Consider the following 25,315-nt stretch of genomic DNA (forward strand, 5'->3'; position numbering starts at 1 on the left):
CGACCCGGGCCGCGCAGGCCGAAGGGGCGCCGGGGCGCATGCCGCCCCGGCGCCTCTTCGGCTGGATCGCCGCTGTGAGTCAGGATCACCCCGTCCGGGTGGTGGCGCCACTCGAAAGGCGGTCCGCGGCGACCGGTGGACGCCAGGAGCCGGTGGACGGCCGGGACCGGGCCAGGGACCGGGCCAGGGATCGAGACCGGGGTCGGGGCAGAGGCCGGGCCGCGGGCGGGCGGAGCGGACCTCGCCGCCGCTGCCCCGGGCTCCGGGTCAGCCGTGGCTGACCCGGAGCTCCTTGATGCCGTTGAGCCACGCGGCCCGCAGCCTGCGCGGGTTCTCCCCGGTCAGCCGCAGTCCGGGCAGGGCGTCGGCCAGGGCGTTGAAGATCAGGTCGATCTCCATGACGGCCAGGGACTTTCCGAGGCAGAAGTGCGGACCGCCACCGCCGAAGCCCAGGTGCGGGTTCGGGTCGCGGGTGATGTCGAAGACGTCCGGGTCCCGGAAGACCTCGGGGTCGTGGTTGGCGGAGGAGTAGAACATCCCCACCCGGTCTCCCGCCTTGATCTTCTGGCCGCCGAGCTCGGTGTCCTGGGTGGCAGTGCGCTGGAAGGACACCACAGGGGTGGCCCAGCGGACGATCTCCTCCGCGGCGGTGGACGGCCGGGCCGCCTTGTAGAGCTCCCACTGCTCGGGGTGGGTCAGGAAGGCGTGCATGCCGTGGCTGATGGCGTTGCGCGTGGTCTCGTTGCCCGCGACAGCCAGCAGCAGTACGAAGAAGCCGAACTCGTCGGAGCCGAGGTTGCCCTGGCCCTCGGCGGCCACCAGCTGGGTCACGATGTCGTTCGCCGGGCACTCCTTGCGCTGCGCCGAGAGGTTCATCGCGTAGCCGATGAGTTCCATGGCGGCGTTGGAGCCGACCTCGGCCGTGATCGCGTACTCCGGGTCGTCGTAGGCGATCATCTTGTTCGACCAGTCGAAGATCTTGGAGCGGTCCTTCTGCGGCACGCCGATCAGTTCGGCGATGGCCTGCAGCGGGAGTTCGCACGCCACCTGCGTGACGAAGTCGAAGCTTCCGTCGGCCGCTGCCGCGGCGGCCTCCTCGACGATCTTCCGGGCCCGGTCGCGCAGGGCCGCCTCCAGCCCGCGGATGGCGCGCGGGGTGAAGCCGCGCTGCACGATCTGGCGCACGCGGGAGTGCTCCGGCGGATCCATGTTCAGCATGATCAGCCGCTGGGCGTCGATCGCGTCGCGCTCGATGTGCTCGTTGAACCGGATGATCGCGGTGTTGGTGGTCGAGGAGAACAACTCGGGGTGCGTGGAGACGTATTTGACGTCCGCGTGCCGGGTCACGGCCCAGTACCCCTCGTCGTCGAAGCCGGTGACCCCCCGGGGTTGCGCGCACCACCACACGGGAGCGGTCTGTCGCAGCTGTGCGAACTCCGGGTGGGGGACCCGGCTCTGGAGGAGGTCGGGGTCGGTGGCGTCGAAGCCGTCGGGGAGCGCGGGGCAGGACATCGGGCAACTCCAAAGTCTGACGGACCATCAGAAGTTGGCCTCGAAGGTAGTAACGAGTTCCAGAAGTCACAAGGGCCGGCGCGTCAACTGTTGCGTGTGGAATCCGTGCAGGGCACGTGCAAGACCCTTGCGTGCCGGGCTCCGCGTCACGAGACTGCGGATAGAACTAGAACGCGTACTAGTTCGGGGCGGGGCGCCGGGACGGCCCGCCGCGCTGGCGCTGTGCAGGAGAGGACGAGCTCATGGCCGCGGAACCCGTCATCGTCGAAGCCGTACGCACCCCCATCGGCAAGCGCGGAGGTGCGCTCGCCAATCTCCATCCCGCCTACCTGCTCGGCGAGACCTATCGTGAGCTGCTCGCCCGTACCGGAATCCAGCCGGACTGCGTCGAGCAGATCGTCGGCGGCACCGTCACCCACGCCGGCGAGCAGTCCATGAACCCCGCGCGCAATGCCTGGCTCGCCATGGGGCTGCCCTACGAGACCGCGGCGACGACCGTGGACTGCCAGTGCGGCAGCTCGCAGCAGGCCAACCATATGGTCGCCAACATGATCTCCGGCGGTGTTCTGGACATCGGCATCGCCTGCGGGGTCGAGGCCATGAGCCGAGTGCCGCTGGGTTCGGGATCCAAGCACGGCCCGGGCAAGCCCTTCCCGGATGAGTGGAACGTCGACCTCCCCAACCAGTTCGAGGCCGCCGAACGCATCGCCCGCAACCGAGGCCTGGGCCGGGAGGACGTCGACCGCCTCGGCCTGCTGTCCCAGGAGCGGGCCAACGCCGCCTGGGCGGAGGAGCGGTTCAAGCGTGAGACCTTCGCCGTGCAGGTGCCGACCACGGAGGAGGAGCAGGTCGCCGGCCAGGGCATGTGGCGCCTGGTCGACCGGGACGAGGGTCTGCGCGACACCAGCATGGAGGCCCTGGCCCGGCTCAAGCCGGTCATGCCCACCGCCGTGCACACCGCGGGAAACTCCTCGCAGATATCCGACGGCGCCGCCGCCGTGATGTGGGCCTCGCGCAAGATGGCCCGCGCCCTCAAGCTCAGGCCGCGCGCCCGGATCGTCGCCCAGACCCTCGTCGGCGCCGACCCCCATTACCACCTCGACGGGCCGATCGACGCGACGCGGGCCGTCCTCGGCAAGGCGGGGATGTCGCTCAAGGACATCGACCTCGTCGAGATCAACGAGGCCTTCGCCTCCGTCGTCCTCAGCTGGGCCAAGGTCTTCGACCAGGACCTGGAGAAGGTCAACGTCAACGGCGGCGGCATCGCCCTCGGCCACCCCGTCGGCGCCACCGGCGCCCGCCTGATCACGACCGCCCTGTACGAACTGGAGCGCCGCGACAAGGAGTTCGCCCTGATCACCATGTGCGCCGGCGGTGCGCTCGCGACCGGGACGATCATCCAGCGCCTCTGACCGCGCCCCGCGCGCCCCGGCGCGCAGGGCGCCTGCGCTCCCGTGGGATGGGATGCGGAAGGCCCCGGTGGCCGGACCTGGGGAGGCCGGCCACCGGGGCCTTCGAACGTCCTGTTGCTGCTGTTGCTGCTGTCGCTGCCGTCGCTGCTGTTGCGGACGGGCCGCGGCTTAGTACCAGTGGTTGGCCTGCCAGAAGTTCCAGGCCTGGACCGGGCTGCCGTAGCGCTCGTTCATGTAGTCCAGGCCCCACTTGATCTGGGTGGCCGGGTTGGTCTTCCAGTCGGCGCCCGCGGAGGCCATCTTCGAGGCCGGCAGGGCCTGGACCAGGCCGTACGCGCCGGAGGAGGCGTTGGTGGCGGTGTGGTTCCAGCCGCTCTCGTGCGAGACGATCTTGTCGAAGGCCGCAAACTGCGCCGGGTCCTTGATCATCTGCTGCGCGATCGCCTTGGCGCCCGTCGGAGCGGCCTGGGCGGGAACCGCGGCCAGCATGGAACCGGCGACGCCCAGGGCGAGCACGGAACCGACGAGGGTCTTCTTGGAGGCGGCGATGCGGCGGATGACGGTGTGGGACACGGATGAACCTTCCGAAGGGGACAAGGGCGGTCGCACGCACGCCGAAGGCGTGCGTGAGCCACTCACGCGGGGGAGAGGGGTTCGTCGGCGGGGGGTGGAGCACCCCTGCCGCCTTGCGACACGTTCAGTTCTACCGACGCCCCGACGGCCTGGCAAAGGCCCCGCCTACTAGCCCGCCTCGTACGCCTGGGCCCCCCACGCCTCGCCCAAACCTTACGAAAAGTGGTCGAAAGGGTGCTCCTTGACCTCCTAGCCGCCGTCGTATGTGACCTGCGTCCTGTGGGCCGCCTCACCGGCGAGGGCCCCCGACCTCACCCTCGGTGGTCCGACGCGTACCGCTCCGCGGCAGCCGTACGGCCGTCACCGTCCCCGGAATCGAAGGAGACGGGTGCATCGAACGCCGCCCTGCGCGTCGCCCGCCGCAAGGCCCTGAGCAGGGTGCCGCCGAGCGTGAGCGTCAGGACGACCGTCAGCGCCGCCCGGCCCAGGTCCCAGCCCAGCGACGTCGCCAGGCAGTAGGCGAGGAAGCGCACGAGGTTCGCGGCCACCGGATCCCCCGGATGGAAGGAGACGCCCTGCCCCATGCCCTGGAGGATCACCCACCCCTGCAGGTTCATGATCGTGCCGTACCCGAAGGCACCCGCGAAGCCGTACGCGGCCAGCATCAGCAGCTCCGCCCGGCCCCGGATCCGCTCCGGGCCCGGCAGCAGCCCCGCGCCCAGCGCGAACCAGCCCATCGCCAGCATCTGGAACGGCATCCACGGCCCGACGCCGCCCGTCAGCAGGGCGGAGGCGAACATCGTCACCGAGCCCAGCACGAACCCGAAGCCCGGACCGAGGACCCGGCCGGCCAGCACCAGCAGGAAGAACATCGGCTCCAGGCCGGCCGTGCCCGCCCCCAACGGCCTCAGCGCCGCCCCGACGGCCGCGAGCACGCCGAGCATCGCCACCGCCTTCGCGTCCATGCCGTTGTCCGCGATCGTCGCCACGACGACGGCGACGAGGAGGGGCAGCAGCGCCGCGAAGAGCCACGGCGCGTCCTGGGAGTGCGCCAGCCCCGACTGCCGGTCCGCCAGGAGCGGCCAGCCGAAGGCCGCGATACCGATGAGACTGACCAGCACCAGGGCGGCGGCGGCCCGGGGACCGATCCGCACCGGCCGGCTGACCGGGCGGGTCATCGGGTCGCCGCCGTGTCGAGGGCCTCGGCGACCTGGCCGACGGTGAGCCAGTGGCCCGGCGCCAGCACCTTCGCCACCTGCGGCGCGAAAGCCGGGGAGGACACCACGACCTCCGCGGTCGGCCCGTCCGCCACGACCTCTCCGCCCGCCAGGATCACCACGCGGTCGGCCAGCTCGGCCGCCAGCTCCACGTCGTGGGTGGCCAGGACGACGGCGTGGCCGTCGGCGGTCAGACCTCGCAGGATCTCGATCAGGCGGGCCTTGGCGGCGTAGTCCAGACCCCGGGTGGGCTCGTCGAGCAGCAGCAGGGCGGGCCGGCCCGTCAGCACCAGGGCCAGTGCCAGGACCAGGCGCTGGCCTTCGGAGAGGTCCCGGGGGTGGGTGTCGTCGGGGACGCCGGGCAGCAGCTCCGAGACGAGGTCGCGGCAGGTGCCGGGGGGCACGGCGGCGTCGGAGTCGGCGGCGGCGCACTCGGCGGCGACCGTGTCGGCGTAGAGCAGGTCGCGGGGCTCCTGCGGGACCAGGCCGACACGGCGCACCATCTCGGGCGGAGGAGTGCGGTGCGGGGCCCGGCCGCCGACGGTCACCGCGCCGGTGGTGGGGGTGAGCGTACCGACGAGCGTCGACAGCAGGGTGGACTTGCCGGCGCCGTTGCGGCCCATCACGGCGATGGTCTCGCCGGGAGCCACCGTGAGGTCGATGCCGCGCAGCACCTCGGTGCGGTCACGGCGCAGGCCGAGGTTCCGCACCCGAGCGGTGTCGCTTGCGGCGGGCTCGGCACCTTCGGCACCTTCGGCGCGCACGGTGGTGTCCGGCTTGCCGCCGCCCCGGCGCAGTATGCGGGCGAGCAGGCCGGGTGCGGCCCCGCCCCCGATGGGGGCTGCGCCCCCGGCCGCCCCCGCCCCGGACACCGGCGAGGTCGCGGGCGAGGCCGCAACACCAGGCCCCGGAGGCGTGCGGTGCGCCGGTCCGGGCAGAGCCCTGGACACGGCGCCGCGGGCGGCCCCGGGGGCAGGAGTCGACGCCAGACGGCTACGCAGCGGCGCGGCCCGGCGGCGGGCGTCGCGGACCGAGAGGGGGAGCGGGGACCAGCCCGCGACACGGCCCAGGGAGACCACCGGCGGGCAGACGGGGGAGACGGCCATCACCTCCGCCGGGGAGCCCAGGACCGGCGCCGCGCCGCGGGCCGGCAGCAGCAGGACGCGGTCGGCGTACTGCACCACCCGCTCCAGCCGGTGCTCCGCCATCAGCACGGTCGTGCCCAGGTCGTGGACCAGCCGCTGGAGGACCGCCAGGACCTCCTCGGCCGCCGCCGGGTCCAGCGCGGACGTCGGCTCGTCCAGCACCAGCACCTTCGGGTGCGTCGTCAGCACCGAGCCGATCGCCACCCGCTGCTGCTGGCCGCCGGACAACGTCGCGATCGGCCTGTCCCGCAGCTCGTTCAGGCCCAGGAGGTCCAGGGTCTCCTCCACCCGGCGGCGCATCACCGCGGGCGGCAGGCCCAGGGACTCCATCCCGTAGGCCAGCTCGTCCTCCACCACGTCCGTCACGAAGTGCGCCCGCGGGTCCTGGCCCACCGTGCCCACCACGTCCGCGAGCTCCCGCGGCCGGTGCGTGCGCGTGTCACGGCCCGCGACCGTGACCCGGCCGCGCAGGGTGCCGCCCGTGAAGTGCGGGACCAGCCCGCTCACCGCCCCCAGCAGCGTGGACTTGCCGACCCCGGACGGGCCGACCAGCAGCGTCAGCTCGCCCTCCGGGATCTCCAGGTCCACGCCCCGCAGCGAAGGGGCGGAGGCGCCGTCGTAGACGACCGACACCTGCTCGAAGCGGATCACTGCGACGCCTCCTTCGGCGGTACGGGTGCCACGAGGGCGGGCAGCAGACCGATCAGGACCGCGGCCGCCGGCCACAACGGCAGCGAGGGAGCCTCCAGCGGGACCACCCCCGGGTGCATACCGGTCGGATCGACACCGCCGGCATGGATGAGCAGACCCGCGACGGCCGCCCCGGAACCGGCGACCAGCCAGGCGCGCGCCCCCCACCGGTCCGGCCGGTAACGGGTGCGGACCGACCGGCGCCCGCCGAGCCGCAGCCCCGCCAGCGCCAGGACCACCCCGATGCCGAGCACGGGCAGCCCGTACGCGGCGCCCTGCGCGGCCAGCAGACCGTACGTGCCCGCGCACATGCCGAGCAGCCCGCCGAGGGTGAGGACGGTGGTCGTGTGCCGGACGGCCGGCGGGACCCGGGCCGTACGGCCGTAGCCGCGGGCGTCCATCGACGCGGCGACCGCGACCGAGCGTTCCAGGGCGCCCTCCAGCACCGGCAGGCCGATCTGCAGGACGGCCCCGATCCCGCCGGTGGGACGCCCGCGCAGCCTGCGAGCGGTGCGCAGGCGCACGACGTCGGCGACCATGTTCGGCGCGAAGGTCAGGGCAACGACGACGGCGACCCCCGCCTCGTACAGGGCGGCCGGCAGCGACTTCAGCAGCCGGGCCGGATGGGCGAGGGCGTTCGCCGCACCCACGCAGACCAGGAGCGCGGCCAGCTTCGCACCGTCGTAGAACGCGAAGACGACCTGCTCGGCGGTGACCCTGCCGCCGAACCGGATGCCCTGCGCCCACGCGGGCAGCGGCACCTCGGGGAGGACGAAGAGGGTGTGCGTGCCGGGTATGGGCGAACCCAGCAGCATCGAGAAGAGCAGGCGCAGGCCGATGACGACCAGGCCGAGCTTGAGGAACGCCCCGTAGGAGCGGGCCCAGGGAGCATCGGTGCGGCGGGCCGCGACCACGAATCCGGCGACGCCGACGATCAGTCCCAGCAGGAGCGGATTGGTCGTGCGGGACGCCGCGGTGGCCAGACCCAGGGCCCACAGCCACCAGGCCCCCGCGTGCAGGGCGGTGGCCCGGCCGTCACGCGGGGGCCCGAACCGCTCGTATGCCGACCTGCGCGGGGAACGCGCCGCCCCGGGCGCGCTCCGGCGGGCCGGGGGCACGTCGCCGGGCGCGGCTCCGGTGTGTGCCCCGGCCGGGGCTCCCGCGCGTCCTCCGGCGGATGCTCCGGCCGGGCTTGCGGCGGGGCCACCGGCCGGGCGCGGGACGGAAGGGGTCATCGGCCCCGGCGGCGGGACTGCCACACGCCCGCGGCGGCCAGGGCTGCGACCGCGGCGATGCCCACCAACAGACCGGCGGACGGGCCGCCGCCCGGGGCGGACCCGGACGGCTCCGCGGAGGCCCGGGCCGCGCCCGTCTCGGCGATCTGCTCCCCGCAGCCGTGCTGCGGGTAGCCCGAGATCGCGCAGAGCAGCGCCGCACTGTTGTAGCGCAGCGGCTTCGCGACCGCCACCAGCGCCTCGGCCGTCGTCGCCTCCGGCGCCACCTGCGCGCAGGCCGTGCGCGGGGCCTCCTGCGGTACAACCTCACCTGTGGGGGCGTCCGCCTGCACGCCGAAGTCGATGACGAGGGCCACCCGCTTGCGGCCCTCCGCCGGGGCGGTCGCCCCGCACACGGCCTCGAAGTCGGCCGCGGCCCGCGGCGTGGCCGCCTCCGCCGCCGCGTCCCTGCTGACCGCGAAGCGGAAACCCTGGACGGAACCGTCCGCGGGCCGGGCCAGCGACGGCCCCTGCGCGGCGTACGACCACTGGCCGCCCGCGCCGTCCCAGAACGACCAGTAGCGGTAGCCGGCGGCCAGCGCCGGAGCGGCGGCCAGCAGGGCCAGGACGACGCCGAGGGTGAACGCCGCGGCGGGCAGGCGGCGGCGCATCAGAGCTGGTTCTTCCTGCGACGGCCGCTCAGCAGGATGCCGATGCCCATACCGGCAGCCGCGCCCGCACCGATGATCCACCAGATGTTCTGGCCGCCGGACGGCTTCTCCTTCTCGCCCTTCACCTCGCTCGCGCCGGTGTCCGCGCCCTGCGGGGCCGGGCCGGTGGCGTTCAGCGCGGCCACGAGGTCGGTGCCGCCGAAGGACTTCGGGTCGGTGCCGGTGGCGTGCGCAGCCAGGACCAGGGTGCCCAGGGCCGCCGGGGAGCCCTCGGCCCACGCGGCGGAGTTGGTCTTCAGCCACTGCAGCGCGCCCGCCGCCGACTGCTTGTGCCCGGCCGCGGCCAGCGCGATCACCGCGTCGGCGGTGTTGCCGGGGTCCGGGGTCGGCTGGTCCGCCCCGGGGGTGAGGGCGGTCAGGTGGCCGTCCTTCCCGAGGGCCTCGGCCAGGTAGCCCGCGGCGCCCTGGGCGGCGGCCTCGGCGTCGGCCGCCGGGTCCGCGGCCGGCGCCGCCGGACAGGTCAGCGGCGTCGCGGGGGTGTCCGTACCGGACGGGACGACGGCCGCGCCCTTGCCGAGGCCGGCCAGCGCCGCGGCGGCCGTGGCGTCGGCGTTGGCGACCAGCTTGCCCTCGACCGGCTGGAACGCGAAGGCGCCCCGGTCGGCGGCCGGCTCGGTGGCGCAGCCCAGCTGGAAGGAGAGCAGCGCCTCGTAGGGGGACTTGCCCGCCTTCGACTTCGTTTCGGCCGGCTTCTCGTCCGCCGCGGCCAGGGCGCTGATGACGAGGGCGGTCGAGTTGGCGTCGGTGCCGGTGTCCATGGCGCCGCCGGGGTTGGAGCTCCAGCCGCCGTCCTCGTTCTGTACGGACTTCAGCCAGCCGATCGCCTTCTTGACGCTGTCGTCGCGGCCGCCGAGTGCGGTCAGCGCCTGTACGGCCGCGGCCGTCGCGTTGGAGTCGATGTACGCGGTCGCGTCGCAGTCCTTGGTGGTGTCCGCACGGAAGGCGGCGAAGGAGCCGTTCGCGCACTGCTGCCCGACCAGCCAGTCCACGGCCTGCTCGGCGGGCTTGACGCCGACGGTGTCCTGGGCGAGCAGCGCGAAGGACTGCCGCCACACGCCGTCGAAGGAGGGGTCCTTCTTGCCGTAGAGGCCGGAGGGGATGACCGGGGGCGCGGAGGGGGACGGCGGCGCGGTGTCGGCGAGGGCCGCGGGGGCGACGCCCACGCAGAGCACGGCGGAGGCGGCGAGCGCGGCGGCGCTGCGGCGGACGGTCATGGGGGAGGGTGCCTCTCCTGCTGGGGAACCGGGGCAGGCACGCACGGGCACCGGGCTCCGGCTCCGTTTTCCTCGACGGTGCCGGCCGCCGGGAGGACCGGCGGCGCGAGCCGCGCACTCGGCGTACGGGGCATTCCGGCTTCCCGCCCGGGGTGGTGCCGGGGGCGGGTCACGGTTGCGGGTCAGCGTCGGAATCGCACCGGCTTCCCCCCGTACGGGTGTGGACGACCGCCTCACTCTACCGGCCCGTAGCCCCCGGGCCCGGGGTGGCCGGTGCCGCCGAGTGCGGGGCCCTTGCCTGCAGCCCCGTCAGGGGCCGGCGTGCGGCCCCGTCTGCGGCCCCGTGTCCGGTCCTGCGCTCGCCGTCACAGCGCCCGGTACGCCACCGGGTCGGTGCCCGGGACCGCCTCGGCGCGGCCCTGCTTGACCAGGCGCCGCAGATGCGCCTCCGCTTCCGAGACGGCGATGTTGCGGGAGCCGTACGGGATCTGTTCCCAGGGCCGGTTCCACTCCATCCGTTCGGCCAGCGCCCACGGGGTCAGCGGTTCGGCGAGCAGCGCCCGCAGCCCTGCCAGGCGCTCCTCGTGGTGGTGCAGGAGCTCGCGCACGCGGCTGGGAGCGTCGGTGAAGGCGTGCTGGTGGGCGGGTAGCACCTCGGCGGGCTCCAGCCGGCCGATGCGTTCGAGGGAGTCGAGGTAGTCGCCGAGGGGGTCGGTGACGCGGGTGTCGTCGGGGGCCTCGTAGAGGCCGACGTGCGGGGAGATGCCGGGCAGCAGGTGGTCGCCGGAGAAGAGGCGGCCGTTGCCGGGGAGTCCCGCCGGGTGCCGTTCCTCCAGGTGCAGGCAGACGTGGCCGGGGGTGTGGCCGGGTGTCCAGACGGCGCGCAGCCGGCGTCCGGCGAGGGGGAGCAGTTCGGCGGGGACGATCTCCCGGTCGGGGACGGCGGCGCGCAGCCCGGGCAGGGTTCGCATGCGGCCGCTCGCGCGGGCGGCGCGCAGCGGGGCGATGTGCTCCTCGGGCGCTCCGGCGGCGGCCAGCTTCGCGCTCAGGTAGTCGCACCACACGCCGGGCTCGGCGGAGCGGGTGCGCAGGACGACCTCGGTGTCGGCGGCGTGCATGGCGATCCACGCGCCGGCCGCCTCGCGGACCCGGCCGGACAGTCCGTGGTGGTCGGGGTGGTGGTGGGTGATGACCACGCCGTGGACGTCGGCGACCGCGATGTCCAGGGCGGCGAGGCCGGCGACGAGCGCGTCCCAGGACTCGGGGTCGTCCCAGCCGGTGTCGACGAGGACCGGGCCGCGGTCGGTGTCGAGGACGTGGACGAGGGTGTGCCCGAGAGGGTTGTCGGGAATGGGCACCTTGATCCCCCACACGCCTCCGCCGTGATCGGTGACCTGTGACGTGTCCTGAGACATGATCCCTCCGGCTGTCGGCCGTCCTCGGGCGAGAACGTGTTCCATTAGTAGCCCAAGTCGACCATCTGGACGGCTTTCTGGCTAGTCGTTTGATCTTCTCCCTGCTTCCGTCCCGGCCGTGGACTCCTGGAACTAGAACTGGTATCAGTTCGGAAACGCCAAGCCGCAGGAGGCCTCAGCCATGACGGAGCTCGTGGAACACGGACAACTGTTCATCGGCGGCGAGTGGGTCGATCCGCTGGGCACCGACACCATCCGGATCGTCTCCCCACACACCGAGCAGGTCATCGGCTCCGTCCCGCACGCGTCCGAGGCCGATGTCGACCGGGCCGTCGCCGTCGCGCGCAAGGCCTTCGACGAAGGCCCCTGGCCGCGGATGACGTTGGAGGAGCGGATCGCGGTCGTCTCCCGCATCAAGGACGCCATCGCCGTCCGCCACGAGGAGATAGCCCGCTCGATCAGCTCCCAGAACGGCTCCCCCTACTCCTGGAGCGTCCTCGCCCAGGCGCTCGGCCCGATGATGGTCTACGACGCCGCGATCACCGTCGCGCGCGCCTACCCCTACGAGGAGTACCGCCGGGGCGTGCTCGGCCCGATCCTGGTGCGCCGCGAACCCGTGGGCGTCGTCGCCGCCGTCATCCCCTGGAACGTCCCGCAGTTCGTAGCGGCCGCCAAGCTGGCTCCCGCGCTGCTGTCCGGCTCCACCGTGATCCTCAAGCCCTCCCCGGAGGCGCCGCTGGACTCCTACATCCTCGCCGACATCGCGCGTGAGGCCGGAGTGCCCGAGGGCGTGCTGTCGATCCTGCCCGCCGACCGCGAGGTCGGCGAGTACCTCGTCGGCCACCCCGGCATCGACAAGGTGGCCTTCACCGGCTCCGTCGCCGCCGGCCGGCGCGTGATGGAGGTCGCCGCGCGCAACCTCACTCGGGTGACCCTCGAACTCGGCGGCAAGTCCGCCGCCGTCGTCCTCCCCGACGCCGACGTGGCGACCGCCGTCGCCCAGATCGCCCCCGCCGCCTGGATGAACAACGGCCAGGCCTGCGTGGCCCAGACCCGGATCCTCGCCCCGCGCAGCCGCTACCAGGAGGTGGCCGAGGGCCTCGCGGCGGCGGCCGGCGCGCTTGTCGTCGGCGACCCGCTCGACCCGGCGACGCAGCTCGGCCCGCTCGTCGCGCAGCGTCAGCAGCAGCGCTCCTTCGACTACATCCGGATCGGCCAGGAAGAGGGCGCGAAGGTGCTGGCGGGCGGCGGACGTCCGGCCGGCCTCGACCGGGGCTGGTACGTGGAGCCCACGCTCTTCGGCGACGTCGACAACTCCATGCGGATCGCCCGTGAGGAGATCTTCGGCCCCGTCGTCTGCCTGATCCCCTACGGGGACGAGGAGGAGGCCGTACGCGTCGCCAACGACTCGGAGTTCGGCCTCAGCGGCAGCGTCTGGACCGGCGACGTCGAGCACGGCATCGACTTCGCCCGGCGGATCCGCACCGGTACCTTCAACGTGAACACCTTCAGCCTGGACATGCTGGGGCCGTTCGGCGGCTACAAGAACAGTGGCCTCGGGCGGGAGTTCGGCCCCGAGGGCCTGGGCGAGTACCTGGAGCACAAGATGATCCACCTGCCCGCCGGCCACGAGGCGGGTGCCTGATGGCAGACCGCTGGCAGGTCGAAGTGGACCGCGGGGTCTGCATCGGTTCGGGCATGTGCGTGAACCACGCCCCGGAGGGCTTCGTCCTGGACTCGGCGCGCCAGTCCCACCCCCGCAACCCGCGGTCGGACGCGAGCGAACCGGTCCTCGCGGCGGCCGAGGGCTGCCCGGTGGAAGCCATCATGATCACCGTGGCCGCCACCGGCGAACCGGTCTTCCCACCGGAGGAGTAGGCGGCGGGGAAGCGGTGGTGGGGCGGGGCCGGCGACCCCGCCCCACCACCGCAACGATCACTCCCGCTCGGCTGCGCTCCGCTCGACGCAGAACTCGTTGCCCTCAGGGTCGGCCAGGGTCACCCATCCGGTGCCATCGGGCCTGCGGTGGTCGCCGACGACGGTGGCGCCGAGGGCGAGGATGCGCTCCACCTCCTCGTCGCGGGTGCGGTCCTGTGGCTGAAGGTCCACGTGGACGCGGTTCTTGACGCTCTTGGCGTCGGGAACGGTCACGAAGAGCAACGCCGATCCGGGTGCCGTGACCAGTGCCTCGGGATCCCCGGGAACGTCGTCGTCGCCGAGTGAGCCGTCCAGCACGGCGGCCCAGAAACGGCCCAGTGCATAGGCGTCGGAGCAGTCAACAGTGATGTGTCGCACGAGAGAAGTCATGGGGCGCACTATCGGACGCGGCGGTGACCCCCGTCCAGCGGGTTTGGCGCGGGCGGACCGGTCGGGCCCGGGGCGGCTCCGGCGGCAGACATCCCCGCGAGCCGCCCCCGCCCCCGACCACGGCCCCGCCCTGCTCCTCGAAGCCTCCGGCAATCGGTTCAGGACTTTTCCGGCGCCGTCAGGTCGATCAGGCGGCAGACCGTTTCGATGTCGATCTTGACCTGGGCGATCGAGGCGCGGCCCGACAGCCACGTGATCAGCGCCGAGTGCCAGGTGTGCTCGATGACCCGGACCGCCGACAGCTGTTCCGCCGTCGGTGGGTTTTCCAGGCCCATCGCGTCCAGGATGATCGCCGTGGTCAGGCGGGACACGGTGTCGACCTCGGGGCTCACGCTGCGGTCCGCGAAGGTCAGCGCGCGCACCATCGCGTCGGCCAGCTGCGGTTCCCGCTGGAGGGCGCGGAAGGCGCGCATCAGGGTCTCCGCGACCCGGGCCGCCGGCTCGTCCTCGGCGGGTGGGCGCTTGCGCAGCGTGGTGTGCATGTGCTGGAGCTGGTCCTGCATGGTGGCGACCAGCAGGTGCACCTTGGACGGGAAGTACCGGTAGAGGGTGCCCAGGGCCACCCCGGCGGCCTCGGCGACCTCGCGCATCTGGACGGCGTCGAAGCCGCCCCGGCTGGCCAGCTGGGCGCTCGCGTGCAGGATCCGGCGGCGGCGCGCCTCCTGGCGCTCCGTCAGGGGAGGCGATGCCGGTGTGGTGACGGCCTTCACTTCCGCACTCATGTGTCCCGTTCCGTGTCGTTGCGCGGGCTGGCCCCGAGCTGATCCGCAGCCAGCATCTCAGGCGCCGTTGTCGTGGCGTGAATCACCTGCTCCACCTCTTACGGTGTGGTTTCCGGCCGGTAGATTCAATGCTCTTGGACGGATCAAGTCTGAAACTTGTTCTACATTATCCGAGCGGTTACGCTCCGGCGAAAGTGCAGTGAGAAAGGGGCCGAGAGTGACCGCTGAGGCCGTGGCGACGAGCCCTTTCACGGGTCCCGCCGACGACGGTGAGCGTCCGCTGCGCATCGCCCTCCTCACCTATAAGGGGAACCCGTTCTGCGGCGGTCAGGGCGTCTACGTCCGCCACCTCTCGCGCGAGCTGGTCCGCCTCGGGCACTCCGTCGAGGTCATCGGCGCGCAGCCCTACCCGGTGCTCGACACGGGTGCCACGCTCACCGAACTCCCGAGCCTCGACCTGTACCGCAGCCCGGACCCGTTCCGCACGCCGGGGCGCGACGAGTACCGGGACTGGATCGACGCGCTGGAGGTCGCGACGATGTGGACCGGCGGCTTCCCCGAGCCGCTGACGTTCTCGCTGCGGGCCCGCCGTCATCTGCGCGGGCGGGCGGGCGAGTTCGACGTCGTCCACGACAACCAGACCCTCGGCTACGGTCTCCTCGGCGACCTCGGCGCGCCCCTGGTGACGACGATCCACCACCCCATCACCGTCGACCGCAGGCTCGACCTCGATGCCGCGCAGGGCCGCCTGAAGCGGGCCTCCGTACGCCGCTGGTACGCCTTCACCCGCATGCAGGGCCGGGTGGCCCGCAGACTGCCGTCCGTGCTGACCGTCTCCGGGTCCTCCCGGCAGGAGATCGCCGACCACCTCGGCGTCCGTGACGAGCGCATCCACGTCGTGCACATCGGTGCCGACACCGATCTGTGGTCGCCGGACGCGTCGGTGGCCGAGGTGCCGGGCCGTATCGTCACGACCTCCAGCGCCGACGTTCCCCTGAAGGGCCTCGTGTTCCTCGTCGAGGCGCTCGCGAAGCTGCGCACCGAGCAGCCCGACGCCCACCTCGTCGTGGTCGGCAAGCGTGCCGAGCAGGGTCCCGTCGCCCGCGCCATCGAGACGTACGGCCTCCAGGACGCCGTCCGCTTCGTGAAGGGCATCACCGACGCCGAGCTCGTCGACCTGGTGCGCAGCGCGCAGGTGGCGTGCGTACCGTCGCTGTACGAGGGCTTCTCGCTCCCGGCGGCCGAGGCCATGGCCACCGGCACCCCGCTCGTCGCCACTACCGGCGGTGCGATCCCCGAGGTCGCCGGCCCGGACGGGGAGACCTGCCTCGCGGTGCCGCCCGGCGACGCCGGCGCCCTGGCGGGGGCGCTGGGCCGGATGCTGGGCGACCCGCAGCTGAGGGCCCGGCTCGGCGCGGCCGGACGCGAACGGGTCCTGACCCGTTTCACCTGGGCCGCGGCCGCCGAGGGCACCGCCGCGCACTACCGTGCTGCCATCGAGCGGTCCCGGTCCGACCGCAGCCGCCGCGCGCGGTGACCTCCCGCCTCCTCCCCACCGTCCCCACCCCCGAACACCCCCGCGACCGCGAAGGCAGGACCCCGTGCTGACCGTCGATTTCTCCCGGTTCCCGCTCGCCGCAGGCGATCGCGTACTCGATCTTGGCTGCGGCGCAGGCCGGCACGCCTTCGAGTGCTACCGGAGAGGCGCCCAGGTGGTCGCCGTCGACCGCAACGGCGAGGAGATCCGCGAGGTCGCCAAGTGGTTCGCCGCTATGAAGGAGGCCGGTGAGGCCCCGGCCGGCGCCACCGCCACCGCGATGGAGGGTGACGCCCTGGCGCTGCCCTTCCCCGACGACTCGTTCGACGTGGTCATCATCTCCGAGGTGATGGAGCACATCCACGACGACAAGGGCGTGCTCGCGGAGATGGTTCGTGTGCTCAAGCCCGGCGGGCGCATCGCCATCACCGTTCCGCGCTACGGTCCGGAGAAGATCTGCTGGGCGCTGTCCGACGCCTACCACGAGGTCGAGGGCGGGCACATCCGCATCTACAAGGCGGACGAACTGCTGGGCAAGATGCGGGCCGCGGGCCTCAAGCCGTACGGCACGCACCACGCGCACGGGCTGCACTCCCCGTACTGGTGGCTCAAGTGCGCCTTCGGCGTGGACAACGACAAGGCGCTGCCGGTCAAGGCGTACCACAAGCTCCTGGTCTGGGACATCATGAAGAAGCCGCTGGCCACACGGCTGGCGGAGCAGGCCCTCAACCCGCTCATCGGCAAGAGCTTCGTGGCGTATGCGACCAAGCCGCACCTCCCCGTCGGCGCGGCCCAGTGAGCTCGCCCGGGCGTACCGAACACCTCGTCCTGGACGGCGTGCTGACGGCGGAGCAGGCCGCCCGGACGGTGGCGGGCATCCTCGCGGTGCAGCGGGCCGACGGTGCCATCCCGTGGTTCCGCGGCCACCACCTCGACCCGTGGGACCACACCGAGGCGGCGATGGCGCTGGACGCGGCCGGTGAGCACGAGGCCGCCGAACGGGCCTACGCGTGGCTGGCCCGGCACCAGAACCAGGACGGATCCTGGTACGCGGCCTACGCCGACCGGCCGGGTGGTGTGGACACCGCCGAGCCGCAGGACGCGAGCCGCGAGAGCAATTTCACCGCCTACCTGGCCGTCGGTGTCTGGCACCACTACCTGTCCACCGGCGACGATGCCTTCCTCGACCGCATGTGGCCGTCCGTCTACGCGGCCGTGGAGTGGGTTTTGGCGCTCCAGCAGCCCGGCGGTGAGATCGGATGGAAGCGGGAGGCGGACGGAACGGCGGTCACGGATGCGCTGCTGACCGGGTCGTCGTCCATCCACCAGGCGCTGCGCTGCGCGCTGGCCATCGCCGAGCACCGCGAGGAGCCGCAGCCGGACTGGGAGCTGGCGGCGGGCGCGCTGCGGCATGCGATACGCCGTCACCCCGAACGGTTCCTGGACAAGGACCGCTACTCGATGGACTGGTACTACCCGGTCCTCGGAGGCGCCCTGACCGGCGCGGAGGCGAACGCGCGGATCGAGGAGCGCTGGGACGAGTTCGTGGTTCCGGACCTGGGGGTGCGGTGCGTCCTGCCGAACCCGTGGGTGACGGGCGGCGAGTCCTGCGAGCTGGCGCTCGCGCTGTGGGCGACGGGGGAGTCGGACCGGGCGCTGGAGATCCTGCGGTCGATCGGGCACTTGCGCGCGGACAACGGCATGTACTGGACGGGGTACGTCTTCCAGGACGAGGCGGTGTGGCCGGTGGAGCAGACGACGTGGACCGCCGGGTCGCTGCTGCTGGCCGTCGCCGCGCTGGGCGGGGACGAGGCGACCACCGAGGTGTTCGGCGGCGGTGCGCTGCCGGCCGGGCTGGAGCCGGACTGCTGCGGCTGAGCTGGACCCGACGGACGGATCGGGGTCCTTCCCGCCCGTGGCGGGGAGGACCCCTTCATCTGTGCGGGCGGTGCGGGGCCCGGCGGCGTCAGCGGCGGTAGAGCCAGCCGGCCACGGCGTGGCCGATCAGGACGTAGACGACGGCGGCCAGGCCGTAGCCGACGACGACCTGGACCCATTCGCGGCTGAAAGTGAACAGGTCGTAGGACCAGCCGGCCAGCCAACTGGCGGCGTCGTGGATGAAGTTGACCAGCTCGTTGCCCTGGTTGGCGTCCAGGAACCAGAGCAGGATCCACAGGACGATCACGAAGGCAAGCACGTCCGCCACCAGAGCGACGGCCCGGCCTGCCTGACTGCTTCCTCGGGTGCGTACTCGCGTGTGTGAGACCATGCTGCGCGTGTTGCCGCCCGGGCGCGTCGCAAACCCGAACGGGTCCGCCGGGTGGCGGGCCCCGGGAGGCGGGGTGAGGCTGCGGGGGACGTCTGAGTCCCCGGAGGAAACCGTGTCCGTACCCACGACCGTCCGATTCCGTCGCGCCCTCACGGCGGTGGTCCTGTCGACCGCGCTGCTCGCCGGTGCCACCGCCTGCGGCAGCGGTGGCGGTTCCCAGCGGGAGGAGCTGTCCGCCGCTTCGATGGGTGAGCTGGCCGCGCTCGCCGCAGCGGAGCCGGCGGCGGCGGAGGCCGACGAGCGGGCGGCGGTGACGCCCTCGCCGAGCACGTCCGCCGAGAAGCAGAAGTTCGCCAAGACGCGGTTCGTCGCCAATGCGTCGCTCGCGGCGGGTGCCACGTACCAGTGGATCGTCAAGCCGTACCGTGAGGGCAAGTTCAAGAAGGGCGCGAAGGGTCGGACGTTCGCGCTGATCAAGGCGGGTCTGGCGGGCGCGTTCGCGTACAACCGGCTGAAGGCGGCGGCCGACAACGCCCAGGGCGACCCGCTGCTGTCGAAGGCGATGGCCCCGCTGACGGCGGGCATCGAGTCGTTGAAGGACCTCGGCAGCAAGCTGCGCAAGGGGCAGGCGGGCGACGCCGACATCTCGTCCTTCGACGACGTGATCAAGAGCGTGAAGGAAGCCGGTAGGAGCGCGGGTGCCGAGGTGACCGACAAGGTTCCGAGCACGTCCGAGCTCGGTGGCTGAAGCCGGCCCGCTGGGCCGTGGCCGTGGCGGTGGCCGCGGTCCCGGCATCCCTGCGGCCGGGTCGGCCCCGTGGCCGGGGCGGGCGTCACAGCCCCCCGGCCGCGGGGCTGTTTCAATGGGCGGGTGATCGAGTACGTGGTGCTTGCCGGCGGGGTCGTCGGGGTCGGATGGCTGGTGCGGCGCAAGCACAGGGCGCGGCTGGCCGCCGGGCCCGTGCCCGGGATCCCGGGGATGGCGCGGCAGCCGGCGGGTACGGGTCGCTGGCGGCCGGGGCGGGTGTACGCCGACGGGGGCGCGGCCCGCTGGGTTCCCGACCGTGGGGAGGTCGTGGCGCTGCCCGGGGGGCGGGCGACCGGCCTGCGGGCGCCGTCGATGAAGGAGGGGATCTCCATCCATCCCGGCTCGCGGATCGTGACCTGCTGCTACGACGGCGGCGGGAGCATCGAGATCGCCGTGATGCCGCTGGACGTGCGGGAGCTGCTGGAGGCCCTGCCGCAGGCGGGGTAGCCGAGGATCGGCCGTCTCCGGGCTCCAACCTCCCGATTCCGTCCTCCGGTCCGGGGCTGACGGGCTGACGGGCTGACGGGCTGACGGGCTGACGGGGTTCCGGGGCACCGCGGCTCCGGGCGGGTGCCTCAGCCGTTGAGCTCCGCCAGGACGCGCAGGGTGTGCGGGTCCGGGGCCGTGACCAGGAGGTCCGTGACCGGGCCGGTGCGCCACAGGTCCAGCCGTTCCGCGATCCGCTCGCGCGGTCCGATCAGGGAGATCTCGTCGGCGAACGCGTCCGGGACGGCGAGGACCGCCTCCTGCCTGCGGCCCGCGAGGAAGAGCTGCTGGATGCGGTGGGCCTCCTCCGCATAGCCCATGCGGGCCATCAGGTCCGCGTGGAAGTTGCGGGAGGCGTGGCCCATGCCGCCGATGTAGAAGCCGAGCATCGCCTTGACCGGCAGCAGGCCCTCGGAGACGTCGTCGCAGACGCGCGCCCGGGCCATCGGCGCGATCATGAAGTCTTCGGGGAGGTCGGCCAAGGCGGCCCGGTAGACGTCCGTGCGGGTCGGTGACCAGTACAGGGGCAGCCAGCCGTCCGCGATCCGCGTGGTCTGGGCGATGTTCTTGGGGCCTTCGGCGCCCAGGAGGAGCGGCAGGCCGGCGCGCAGCGGGTGGGTGATCGGCTTGAGGGGCTTGCCGACCCCGGTTCCGTCCTCGCCGCGGTACGGGTGGCGGTGGAAGCGGCCGTCGAGGGCGACGGGCCCCTCGCGGCGCAGGACCTGGCGGATGACGTCGACGTACTCGCGGGTGGCGGTCAGCGGGCTGGCGGGGAACGGGCGGCCGTACCAGCCCTCGACGACCTGCGGGCCGGACAGGCCCAGGCCCAGCATCATCCGCCCGCCGGAGAGGTGGTCCAGGGTGAGGGCGTGCATGGCGGTGGCGGTGGGGGTGCGGGCGGCCATCTGCGCGATGGCGGTGCCCAGGCGGATCCGGGTGGTGTGCGCGGCGATCCAGGTCAGGGGGGTGAAGGCGTCGGAGCCCCAGGCTTCGGCGGTCCACACCGAGTCGTAGCCGAGGCGCTCGGCCTCGGTGGCGAGGCGCAGGTGGGCCGGGTCGGGGCCGCGACCCCAGTAGCCCAGTGCGAGTCCGAGGCGCATGGCGGGTCCCTCCGGCCGTAACTGACGATGCGTCAGGTGACTGTAGGGCAACGGCCCCCGGCCCGGAAGGGCGGCGTCCACGCACCGGGCCGCACCGGGCCGCACCGGGCCGCACCGGGGCGCACCGGGCCGGGCCGGCGCGGCTGCTCCGTGCAGGCAGTGCCGAGAACGCGCTTCGCCCCACCGGAGACCGGTGGGGCGAAGCGGTGGGACTGCGGACGCGGGCGCGGATCAGCCGCGCTGGATGCCCGAGGTGTCGTTCAGGATGCCGCGACGGCCGTCCTGCGTCTGCGCGACCAGGGCGGCCGCGCCGCGCTGCTCGACGGCCAGGTACCAGGTGCCCGGGGCGAGTTCGGCGATCTGAGCGGACGAGCCGTCCTCGGCGAAGAGGGGGCGGGCCACCGGCACCGCGAACCAGAACGGGCTGAAGTCCGTCGCCGGGGCGGGCGCTGCGGCCGCGTGGTGGCCGGCGCCCGAGTCCTGCGGGCCGGGTGCCGGAGTCGGCGTGCCCCCGTACGGCGGGACCGGCTGCGGGGTGGAACCGTAGGGCTGCTGCCCGCCCGGGTAGCCGTAGCCGGCACCCGGCTGCGGCTGGCCGCCGTAGGGCTGCGGGGCGGCGGGCCGCGACTCCGGCACCAGCGCACCGGCGAGCGCCGGGAGCTTCGCGCCGAAGAGGGCCACACCGGCCAGAGCCAGGGTGGCGAGGAAGGCGATGACGGCGCCCGCGCCCAGGTCGAGCGTGCTCGGGCAGGTGATCAGGGCCCACAGCGCGGACCAGGCGGACGAGACGGCGAGGACCGTGCCCCACGCCGACATCGGCAGGCCGAGCACCTTGCGGCTCTCCGGCAGGAAGCGGCCCGCGACGAGCAGACCGGCGGCGATGAACCCGAGCAGGAAGACGCTGGGCAGCACCAGGCGGTAGGAGTCGGTGTCCCACGCGCTCGGTAGGTCGCCACCCGTGGTGGAGTAGAAATCGAGGAACGAGGCGATGAACAGCAGCGCCGCTGCTCCGATCACCACGCCGTCGCCTCGAGTGAGGGAGCGGATGTTCACGTCTTAGGTGTCCTTCTCGGTCTCGGTCGTCTCGTGGTGCCGCGGTCGCAGCGCAGTTCGTGCCTGCAGCAGACGGGCGGCACCATGGTACGGATGTATCCCGCAACCGAGAGGATCGGGGCGGCGGGCGCCCCGGCGGGACGCCCGAGAGGGACTACCCGCCCAGGAAGCCGACGATGCCGTCCGCGATGCCCTGAGCCGCCTTCTGCCGCCACTGCGGACTCGTCAGCTGTGCCGCGTCCTTGGCGTCACGCATGTTGCCGCATTCGATGAACACCTTGGGCCGAGTTGACAGGTTCAGCCCGCCCAGATCGTCGCGGACCACCAAGCCGGTACCCCCGCCCAGGTAGTTGGCGGGTGCCGAACCGGTGGTGCGGGCGAAATTCCCGGCGATCCGTTCGCCGAGATCCCGTGAGGGACCGACGATCTTCGTGGTGTCGGCGGCGCCGCTCTTGACCTTGGCCGGGAGGATCACGTGGAAGCCGCGGTTGCCGGCCGAGACGCCGTCGGCGTGGACGGACACGACCGCGTCGGCGTTCGCCTCGTTGCCGATCTGGGCGCGCTCCGTGATGCACGGCCCCCAGGCGCGGTCGCCCGTCTCGTGGGTGAGGACCACCTTCGCCCCCTGGGCCTCCAGGGCGGTCCGCAGGCGCTTCGACACGTCCATGGTGAACTCCGCTTCCATGTAACCGGAGTTGGTGGTCGTGCCGGTGGTGTCGCACTCCTTGCGGTGGGTGCCGACGTCGACCTGCTGGTCGATCTCGCCGGTGTGCCTGAAGTTCCCGGTGTTGTGCCCCGGGTCGACGACCACCGTCTTGCCGGTGAGCGGACCCTTGGCCGGAGCCGGTACGGGCGCCGCCGCGGGTGCGTCCGGGCTGCCGCTCGGGCTGCCGCTCGGCGTGGAGCCCGGCTTCGCGTCCCGCTGGCCCGGCGACAGGGACGAGTGCGAGGCGGGCTGCGGCGCCGCGCCGGACCGGCTCGCCTCCGGCCCGGCCCCGGACAGGGCCTGCGTCAGGACCCAGCCCGCGAGGCAGGCCGGGGCGAGTGCGGCGATCCCGACCACGAGCGTGGAGCGTCGGGTGAACCAGTGCCGGTCCGGATTCGCCGAGGAGCCGGACTCGGGGGGCGGGGGGCTGTCGTCGTAGCGCACGTCCGCGATGCTAGACCGCAGCCCCGCGGCCCGGCCGGTACTGCGCCATCCGGGGGCGTGGTGCGCTTATATGAGCGGTGGTGTCAGATTCCCGGGCCTGTGCGGCGCAGCACGCGCAGCGAGTCGGTGACCGAGACCTCCTCGAAGGCCCCCGAGGCCAGGGCCCGCAGATAGATCCGGTACGGAGCCTGGCCGCCGTCCGCCGGGTCCGGGAACACGTCGTGGATGACGAGCGTGCCGCCCTCCGCGACGTGCGGGGCCCAGCCCTCGTAGTCGCCGGCGGCGTGCTCGTCGGTGTGGCCGCCGTCGATGAAGACGAAGCCCAGCTTGCCGCCCCACGCCGCCGCGACCTGCGGGGAGCGGCCGACGATCGCGATCACGTGCTCCTCCAGCCCGGCCCCGTGCAGGGTGCGGCGGAAGGTGGGGAGGGTGTCCATCAGGCCGACCTCCGGGTCCACGACCGTCGGGTCGTGGTACTCCCAGCCGGGCTGCTGCTCCTCGCTGCCGCGGTGGTGGTCCACGGTGATGGCGGCCACGCCGGCCTCGCGGGCGGCGTCGGCCAGCAGGATCGTGGAGCGCCCGCAGTACGTGCCGACCTCCAGCAGCGGCAGTCCGAGCGCCCCGGCCGCGGCGGCCGCCTCGTACAGGGCGAGGCCCTCCCGTACGGGCATGAACCCCTTGGCGGCCTCGAAGGCGGCGAGGGTCTCCGGCTTGGGGGTGGCCATGTCGTTCCTCCTGCTGAGCTCCGTGTGGCGGCCCATGCTGCCCTACCGCCGGGTAGGGGTCCATGCCGGGGTCGCCGCGGGTGTGCGGCGGGTCAGCGGCCGAACAGCCGGGACAGCCCGCCGCTCCCGCCCGGCCCCTCGACGCGCCGCTGCTCGCGTACGGCCCGCCGGAATTCCGACCGGGTGTCGGAGACCTCCTGCGCCAGCCACTGCATGCCCGAGAGGAAGGGCAGCCGGTGCAGCAGCAGGTCCATGTGCGCCAGCGCGCTCACCGGGTCGCCCGCCTCGCCGATGCTGCGCAGGACGCGGTGTGCCACTTCGGGATCGCCGTACTCGGCCAGCTCCGCCAGGTCCGGGAAGAGGCGCCAGTACAGCTCGGCGGCCCCGGTGAAGTCGCCGACCAGCCAGGCGTCGTGCGCCAGTCGGCGCCGCACGTCGAGCAGGACGGGACTGTCGGCGGTCAGTGCCCACTCCAGGTCTGGCAGCAGCGGCGCCAGCCAGGCACGTTCGCTCTCCGCCCGCTCCCGCGTGCGCATGTCCCACTGGCCGTCGCGGTCGCGGGCGCCCCGGTGCATGGCCGAAGCCAGGTGGTAGCGGGCGGTCAGCGTGACGATTCCGTGCGCGCCGAACACCCTCCCGGCCTGCCCGATGAGCTCGCGCAGCTCCGCCTCGTGGCGCCGGCCGTCGCCGGGGCCATGGGCCGCGGCCTCGCCGACGCAGGTGACACGGGCGGTGATCGTCTCCGGATGTTCCAGACCCAGGACCCGAACCATGCGCGGCAGGATGCGTTCCAGGTCGGTCGCGGACCGCCGGCGGAGCCGCACCGCCCGGTGGTAGGCGGCACGGACCGTGAGCGCGTCGTGTGCGCCCAGCTCCTCCGTCAGGTCGTCGACCAGCATGGCGAGCCGGTCGACGACATCCGTGGGGGAGTCCTCCAGCAGCTGCGTCAGCCGCCGGTCCAGCATCAGTCGGACCGCGTCGTCGGCCGCCGTGTGCACGGTGGGCACGTACGAGGGCGGAGGTGGGTACGGCGAAGCCTCCTGCGGTGCGGGGGCGCCGGGGACTTCGCCGCGGGTGGCTCCGGCGAGCCGCCGGGAAACCTCCGCCGCGTCCGCGGGCCGGTCACGGGGGTCCTTCGCCAGCAGGTCCCGTACGAGGGAGTCCAGCGCGGCCGGCAGCCCCGCCCGCAACGCACTCGGCGCGGGCGGCTCGGCCGTGAGGTGCTGCGCGAGGAGCTCGTGCATCTCGCCGGCGGCGAACGGCCGGCTGCCGGTGAGCAGCTCCATCAGCACGCAGCCGAGGGCGTACAGATCTGCCCGGCCGTCGACCGGGACCCCGCCCGCCCCACCGGTCCACCGCTCGGGAGCCATGTACGGGAACGAGCCGATGACCATCCCGGTGCCGGTCAGATCCGTACCCGCCCCGGCCCCGGCCCCGGCCCCCGCCCCGGCCTTGGCGATACCGAAATCGAGGACCTTCACCGTGCCCGCATCGGTGACCATGACGTTCGCGGGCTTGACGTCCCGGTGCACGATCCCGGCGGCGTGCGCGGCCCCGAGCGCGTCCGCGATCCGGCCGGCCCACTCCAGGGCGTCTGCGAGCGGCGGCACACCGTCCGCCAGGACGTCGGCCAGGCTGCGGCCGCGCAGCAGCTCCATGACCAAGAAGACGGCATCGCGCCCGTCGCGTTCCATCCGGCCGAAGTCGTGGACGGTGGCGATGTTGGGATGGGCGAGGTTGCCGGCGAGGCTCGCCTCCCGCTCGAAGCGGCGGGTGTCCTCGGGGGTCTGGGGATAGCCGATCTTGACGGCGACCCGACGCCCGATCCGTCCGTCCTCGGCCCGCCACACCTCACCGAAGCCGCCGCGGCCGAGCAACTCCTCCAGTGCGTACCGGTTTTCGATCAGTTCCCCCACGTGGGCATTATCGCCGAAGGCCGGTCCGGCTCGGCGAATCGGGTCACCGAAAGAGGTGG

Annotated in this window: 24 protein-coding genes and 1 riboswitch; of the genes, 8 read left to right on the forward strand and 16 right to left on the reverse strand. The window is 73.3% G+C overall.

Annotated elements, in window-relative coordinates:
* Nucleotides 1-267: 267 nt before the first annotated feature.
* Complete coding sequence (locus ACFW2G_RS13980) at nucleotides 268-1,512, reverse strand: cytochrome P450 (RefSeq protein WP_037927452.1); 1,245 nt, start codon at nucleotides 1,510-1,512, stop codon at nucleotides 268-270.
* 242 nt (nucleotides 1,513-1,754) lie between these two features.
* Here ACFW2G_RS13980 and ACFW2G_RS13985 point away from each other — a divergent pair, with 242 nt between their 5' ends.
* Nucleotides 1,755-2,924 carry a steroid 3-ketoacyl-CoA thiolase gene (locus ACFW2G_RS13985; protein ID WP_384456164.1) on the forward strand — a complete coding sequence of 390 codons (1,170 nt, stop codon included), beginning with the start codon at nucleotides 1,755-1,757 and terminating at the stop codon, nucleotides 2,922-2,924.
* A 168-nt stretch (nucleotides 2,925-3,092) separates the two neighbouring features.
* On the opposite strand, the gene ACFW2G_RS13990 is transcribed toward ACFW2G_RS13985, so the two are convergent.
* The 7 genes from ACFW2G_RS13990 to ACFW2G_RS14020 all read right to left on the reverse strand — a co-directional run bounded on the left by ACFW2G_RS13990 (nucleotide 3,093) and on the right by ACFW2G_RS14020 (nucleotide 11,123).
* A complete protein-coding gene (locus ACFW2G_RS13990; RefSeq protein ID WP_052031221.1) occupies nucleotides 3,093-3,497 on the reverse strand; it encodes a transglycosylase SLT domain-containing protein in 405 nt (134 codons plus the stop codon).
* 311 nt (nucleotides 3,498-3,808) lie between these two features.
* The gene (locus tag ACFW2G_RS13995; RefSeq protein ID WP_384456168.1) at nucleotides 3,809-4,675 is read right to left on the reverse strand and encodes an ECF transporter S component; all 867 of its coding nucleotides are present in this window, start codon (nucleotides 4,673-4,675) and stop codon (nucleotides 3,809-3,811) included.
* The gene (locus ACFW2G_RS14000) at nucleotides 4,672-6,510 is read right to left on the reverse strand and encodes an ABC transporter ATP-binding protein (RefSeq protein ID WP_384583652.1); all 1,839 of its coding nucleotides are present in this window, start codon (nucleotides 6,508-6,510) and stop codon (nucleotides 4,672-4,674) included. The genes ACFW2G_RS13995 and ACFW2G_RS14000 overlap by 4 nt, the downstream gene beginning before the upstream one ends.
* Nucleotides 6,507-7,667 (reverse strand): energy-coupling factor transporter transmembrane component T, encoded by a 1,161-nt coding sequence (locus ACFW2G_RS14005; protein WP_037927441.1) that lies wholly within the window; start codon nucleotides 7,665-7,667, stop codon nucleotides 6,507-6,509. The genes ACFW2G_RS14000 and ACFW2G_RS14005 overlap by 4 nt, the downstream gene beginning before the upstream one ends.
* A gap of 113 nt (nucleotides 7,668-7,780) precedes the next feature.
* Nucleotides 7,781-8,434, reverse strand: coding sequence for an SCO2322 family protein (locus ACFW2G_RS14010; protein ID WP_384583649.1), 654 nt, complete (start codon nucleotides 8,432-8,434; stop codon nucleotides 7,781-7,783).
* Nucleotides 8,434-9,708 carry a prenyltransferase/squalene oxidase repeat-containing protein gene (locus ACFW2G_RS14015; protein WP_384583646.1) on the reverse strand — a complete coding sequence of 425 codons (1,275 nt, stop codon included), beginning with the start codon at nucleotides 9,706-9,708 and terminating at the stop codon, nucleotides 8,434-8,436. Before ACFW2G_RS14015 ends, ACFW2G_RS14010 begins: the two co-directional genes overlap by 1 nt.
* A gap of 128 nt (nucleotides 9,709-9,836) precedes the next feature.
* A riboswitch (cobalamin riboswitch) is annotated at nucleotides 9,837-9,918 on the reverse strand.
* A gap of 155 nt (nucleotides 9,919-10,073) precedes the next feature.
* Nucleotides 10,074-11,123, reverse strand: coding sequence for an MBL fold metallo-hydrolase (locus ACFW2G_RS14020; protein ID WP_037927435.1), 1,050 nt, complete (start codon nucleotides 11,121-11,123; stop codon nucleotides 10,074-10,076).
* A 181-nt stretch (nucleotides 11,124-11,304) separates the two neighbouring features.
* Here ACFW2G_RS14020 and ACFW2G_RS14025 point away from each other — a divergent pair, with 181 nt between their 5' ends.
* Together ACFW2G_RS14025 and ACFW2G_RS14030 are read left to right on the forward strand one after the other, a co-directional pair.
* Nucleotides 11,305-12,768 carry an aldehyde dehydrogenase gene (locus ACFW2G_RS14025; RefSeq protein WP_384583644.1) on the forward strand — a complete coding sequence of 488 codons (1,464 nt, stop codon included), beginning with the start codon at nucleotides 11,305-11,307 and terminating at the stop codon, nucleotides 12,766-12,768.
* The gene (locus ACFW2G_RS14030; protein ID WP_037927426.1) at nucleotides 12,768-13,001 is read left to right on the forward strand and encodes a ferredoxin; all 234 of its coding nucleotides are present in this window, start codon (nucleotides 12,768-12,770) and stop codon (nucleotides 12,999-13,001) included. Before ACFW2G_RS14025 ends, ACFW2G_RS14030 begins: the two co-directional genes overlap by 1 nt.
* 57 nt (nucleotides 13,002-13,058) lie before the next feature.
* Here the strand turns inward: ACFW2G_RS14030 and ACFW2G_RS14035 are convergent, their stop codons facing one another.
* Both ACFW2G_RS14035 and ACFW2G_RS14040 read right to left on the reverse strand, forming a co-directional pair.
* Nucleotides 13,059-13,430 carry a VOC family protein gene (locus ACFW2G_RS14035; protein WP_384452349.1) on the reverse strand — a complete coding sequence of 124 codons (372 nt, stop codon included), beginning with the start codon at nucleotides 13,428-13,430 and terminating at the stop codon, nucleotides 13,059-13,061.
* A 158-nt stretch (nucleotides 13,431-13,588) separates the two neighbouring features.
* Complete coding sequence (locus ACFW2G_RS14040; RefSeq protein ID WP_037927420.1) at nucleotides 13,589-14,212, reverse strand: TetR family transcriptional regulator; 624 nt, start codon at nucleotides 14,210-14,212, stop codon at nucleotides 13,589-13,591.
* Between the two features lie 217 nt (nucleotides 14,213-14,429).
* Here ACFW2G_RS14040 and ACFW2G_RS14045 point away from each other — a divergent pair, with 217 nt between their 5' ends.
* The 3 genes from ACFW2G_RS14045 to ACFW2G_RS14055 all read left to right on the forward strand — a co-directional run bounded on the left by ACFW2G_RS14045 (nucleotide 14,430) and on the right by ACFW2G_RS14055 (nucleotide 17,627).
* Complete coding sequence (locus tag ACFW2G_RS14045) at nucleotides 14,430-15,749, forward strand: glycosyltransferase family 4 protein (protein WP_384452354.1); 1,320 nt, start codon at nucleotides 14,430-14,432, stop codon at nucleotides 15,747-15,749.
* Nucleotides 15,750-15,813: 64 nt separating this feature from the next.
* The gene (locus ACFW2G_RS14050) at nucleotides 15,814-16,548 is read left to right on the forward strand and encodes a class I SAM-dependent methyltransferase (RefSeq protein ID WP_030852354.1); all 735 of its coding nucleotides are present in this window, start codon (nucleotides 15,814-15,816) and stop codon (nucleotides 16,546-16,548) included.
* Nucleotides 16,545-17,627: a prenyltransferase gene (locus tag ACFW2G_RS14055; protein WP_037927409.1), complete on the forward strand. Its 1,083-nt coding sequence runs from the start codon at nucleotides 16,545-16,547 to the stop codon at nucleotides 17,625-17,627. The genes ACFW2G_RS14050 and ACFW2G_RS14055 overlap by 4 nt, the downstream gene beginning before the upstream one ends.
* 88 nt (nucleotides 17,628-17,715) lie before the next feature.
* Here the strand turns inward: ACFW2G_RS14055 and ACFW2G_RS14060 are convergent, their stop codons facing one another.
* Nucleotides 17,716-18,018: a hypothetical protein gene (locus ACFW2G_RS14060; protein ID WP_384452360.1), complete on the reverse strand. Its 303-nt coding sequence runs from the start codon at nucleotides 18,016-18,018 to the stop codon at nucleotides 17,716-17,718.
* Between the two features lie 112 nt (nucleotides 18,019-18,130).
* Between ACFW2G_RS14060 and ACFW2G_RS14065 the strand changes: the two genes are divergently transcribed.
* On the forward strand, nucleotides 18,131-18,766 hold the full coding sequence (locus tag ACFW2G_RS14065) for a hypothetical protein (protein WP_037927401.1): 636 nt from the start codon (nucleotides 18,131-18,133) through the stop codon (nucleotides 18,764-18,766).
* A 123-nt stretch (nucleotides 18,767-18,889) separates the two neighbouring features.
* Nucleotides 18,890-19,273 (forward strand): hypothetical protein, encoded by a 384-nt coding sequence (locus ACFW2G_RS14070; protein ID WP_037927398.1) that lies wholly within the window; start codon nucleotides 18,890-18,892, stop codon nucleotides 19,271-19,273.
* 128 nt (nucleotides 19,274-19,401) lie between these two features.
* Here ACFW2G_RS14070 and ACFW2G_RS14075 read toward each other — a convergent pair whose 3' ends face one another.
* The 5 genes from ACFW2G_RS14075 to ACFW2G_RS14095 form a co-directional block, all read right to left on the reverse strand.
* On the reverse strand, nucleotides 19,402-20,412 hold the full coding sequence (locus ACFW2G_RS14075) for an LLM class F420-dependent oxidoreductase (protein ID WP_384452367.1): 1,011 nt from the start codon (nucleotides 20,410-20,412) through the stop codon (nucleotides 19,402-19,404).
* A gap of 231 nt (nucleotides 20,413-20,643) precedes the next feature.
* Entirely contained in the window at nucleotides 20,644-21,465 is an 822-nt protein-coding gene (locus tag ACFW2G_RS14080; protein ID WP_037927392.1) for a membrane protein, read from the reverse strand.
* A gap of 154 nt (nucleotides 21,466-21,619) precedes the next feature.
* Nucleotides 21,620-22,615, reverse strand: coding sequence for an N-acetylmuramoyl-L-alanine amidase (locus tag ACFW2G_RS14085; RefSeq protein ID WP_384583639.1), 996 nt, complete (start codon nucleotides 22,613-22,615; stop codon nucleotides 21,620-21,622).
* Nucleotides 22,616-22,698: 83 nt separating this feature from the next.
* The gene (locus ACFW2G_RS14090) at nucleotides 22,699-23,340 is read right to left on the reverse strand and encodes a class I SAM-dependent methyltransferase (protein ID WP_037927386.1); all 642 of its coding nucleotides are present in this window, start codon (nucleotides 23,338-23,340) and stop codon (nucleotides 22,699-22,701) included.
* Nucleotides 23,341-23,432: 92 nt separating this feature from the next.
* Nucleotides 23,433-25,256 carry a protein kinase gene (locus ACFW2G_RS14095; protein ID WP_384583636.1) on the reverse strand — a complete coding sequence of 608 codons (1,824 nt, stop codon included), beginning with the start codon at nucleotides 25,254-25,256 and terminating at the stop codon, nucleotides 23,433-23,435.
* Nucleotides 25,257-25,315: the final 59 nt, after the last annotated feature.

Origin of the sequence: Streptomyces sp. NPDC058880 (genome assembly GCF_042742535.1) — a bacterium.
Lineage (GTDB): Bacteria > Actinomycetota > Actinomycetes > Streptomycetales > Streptomycetaceae > Streptomyces.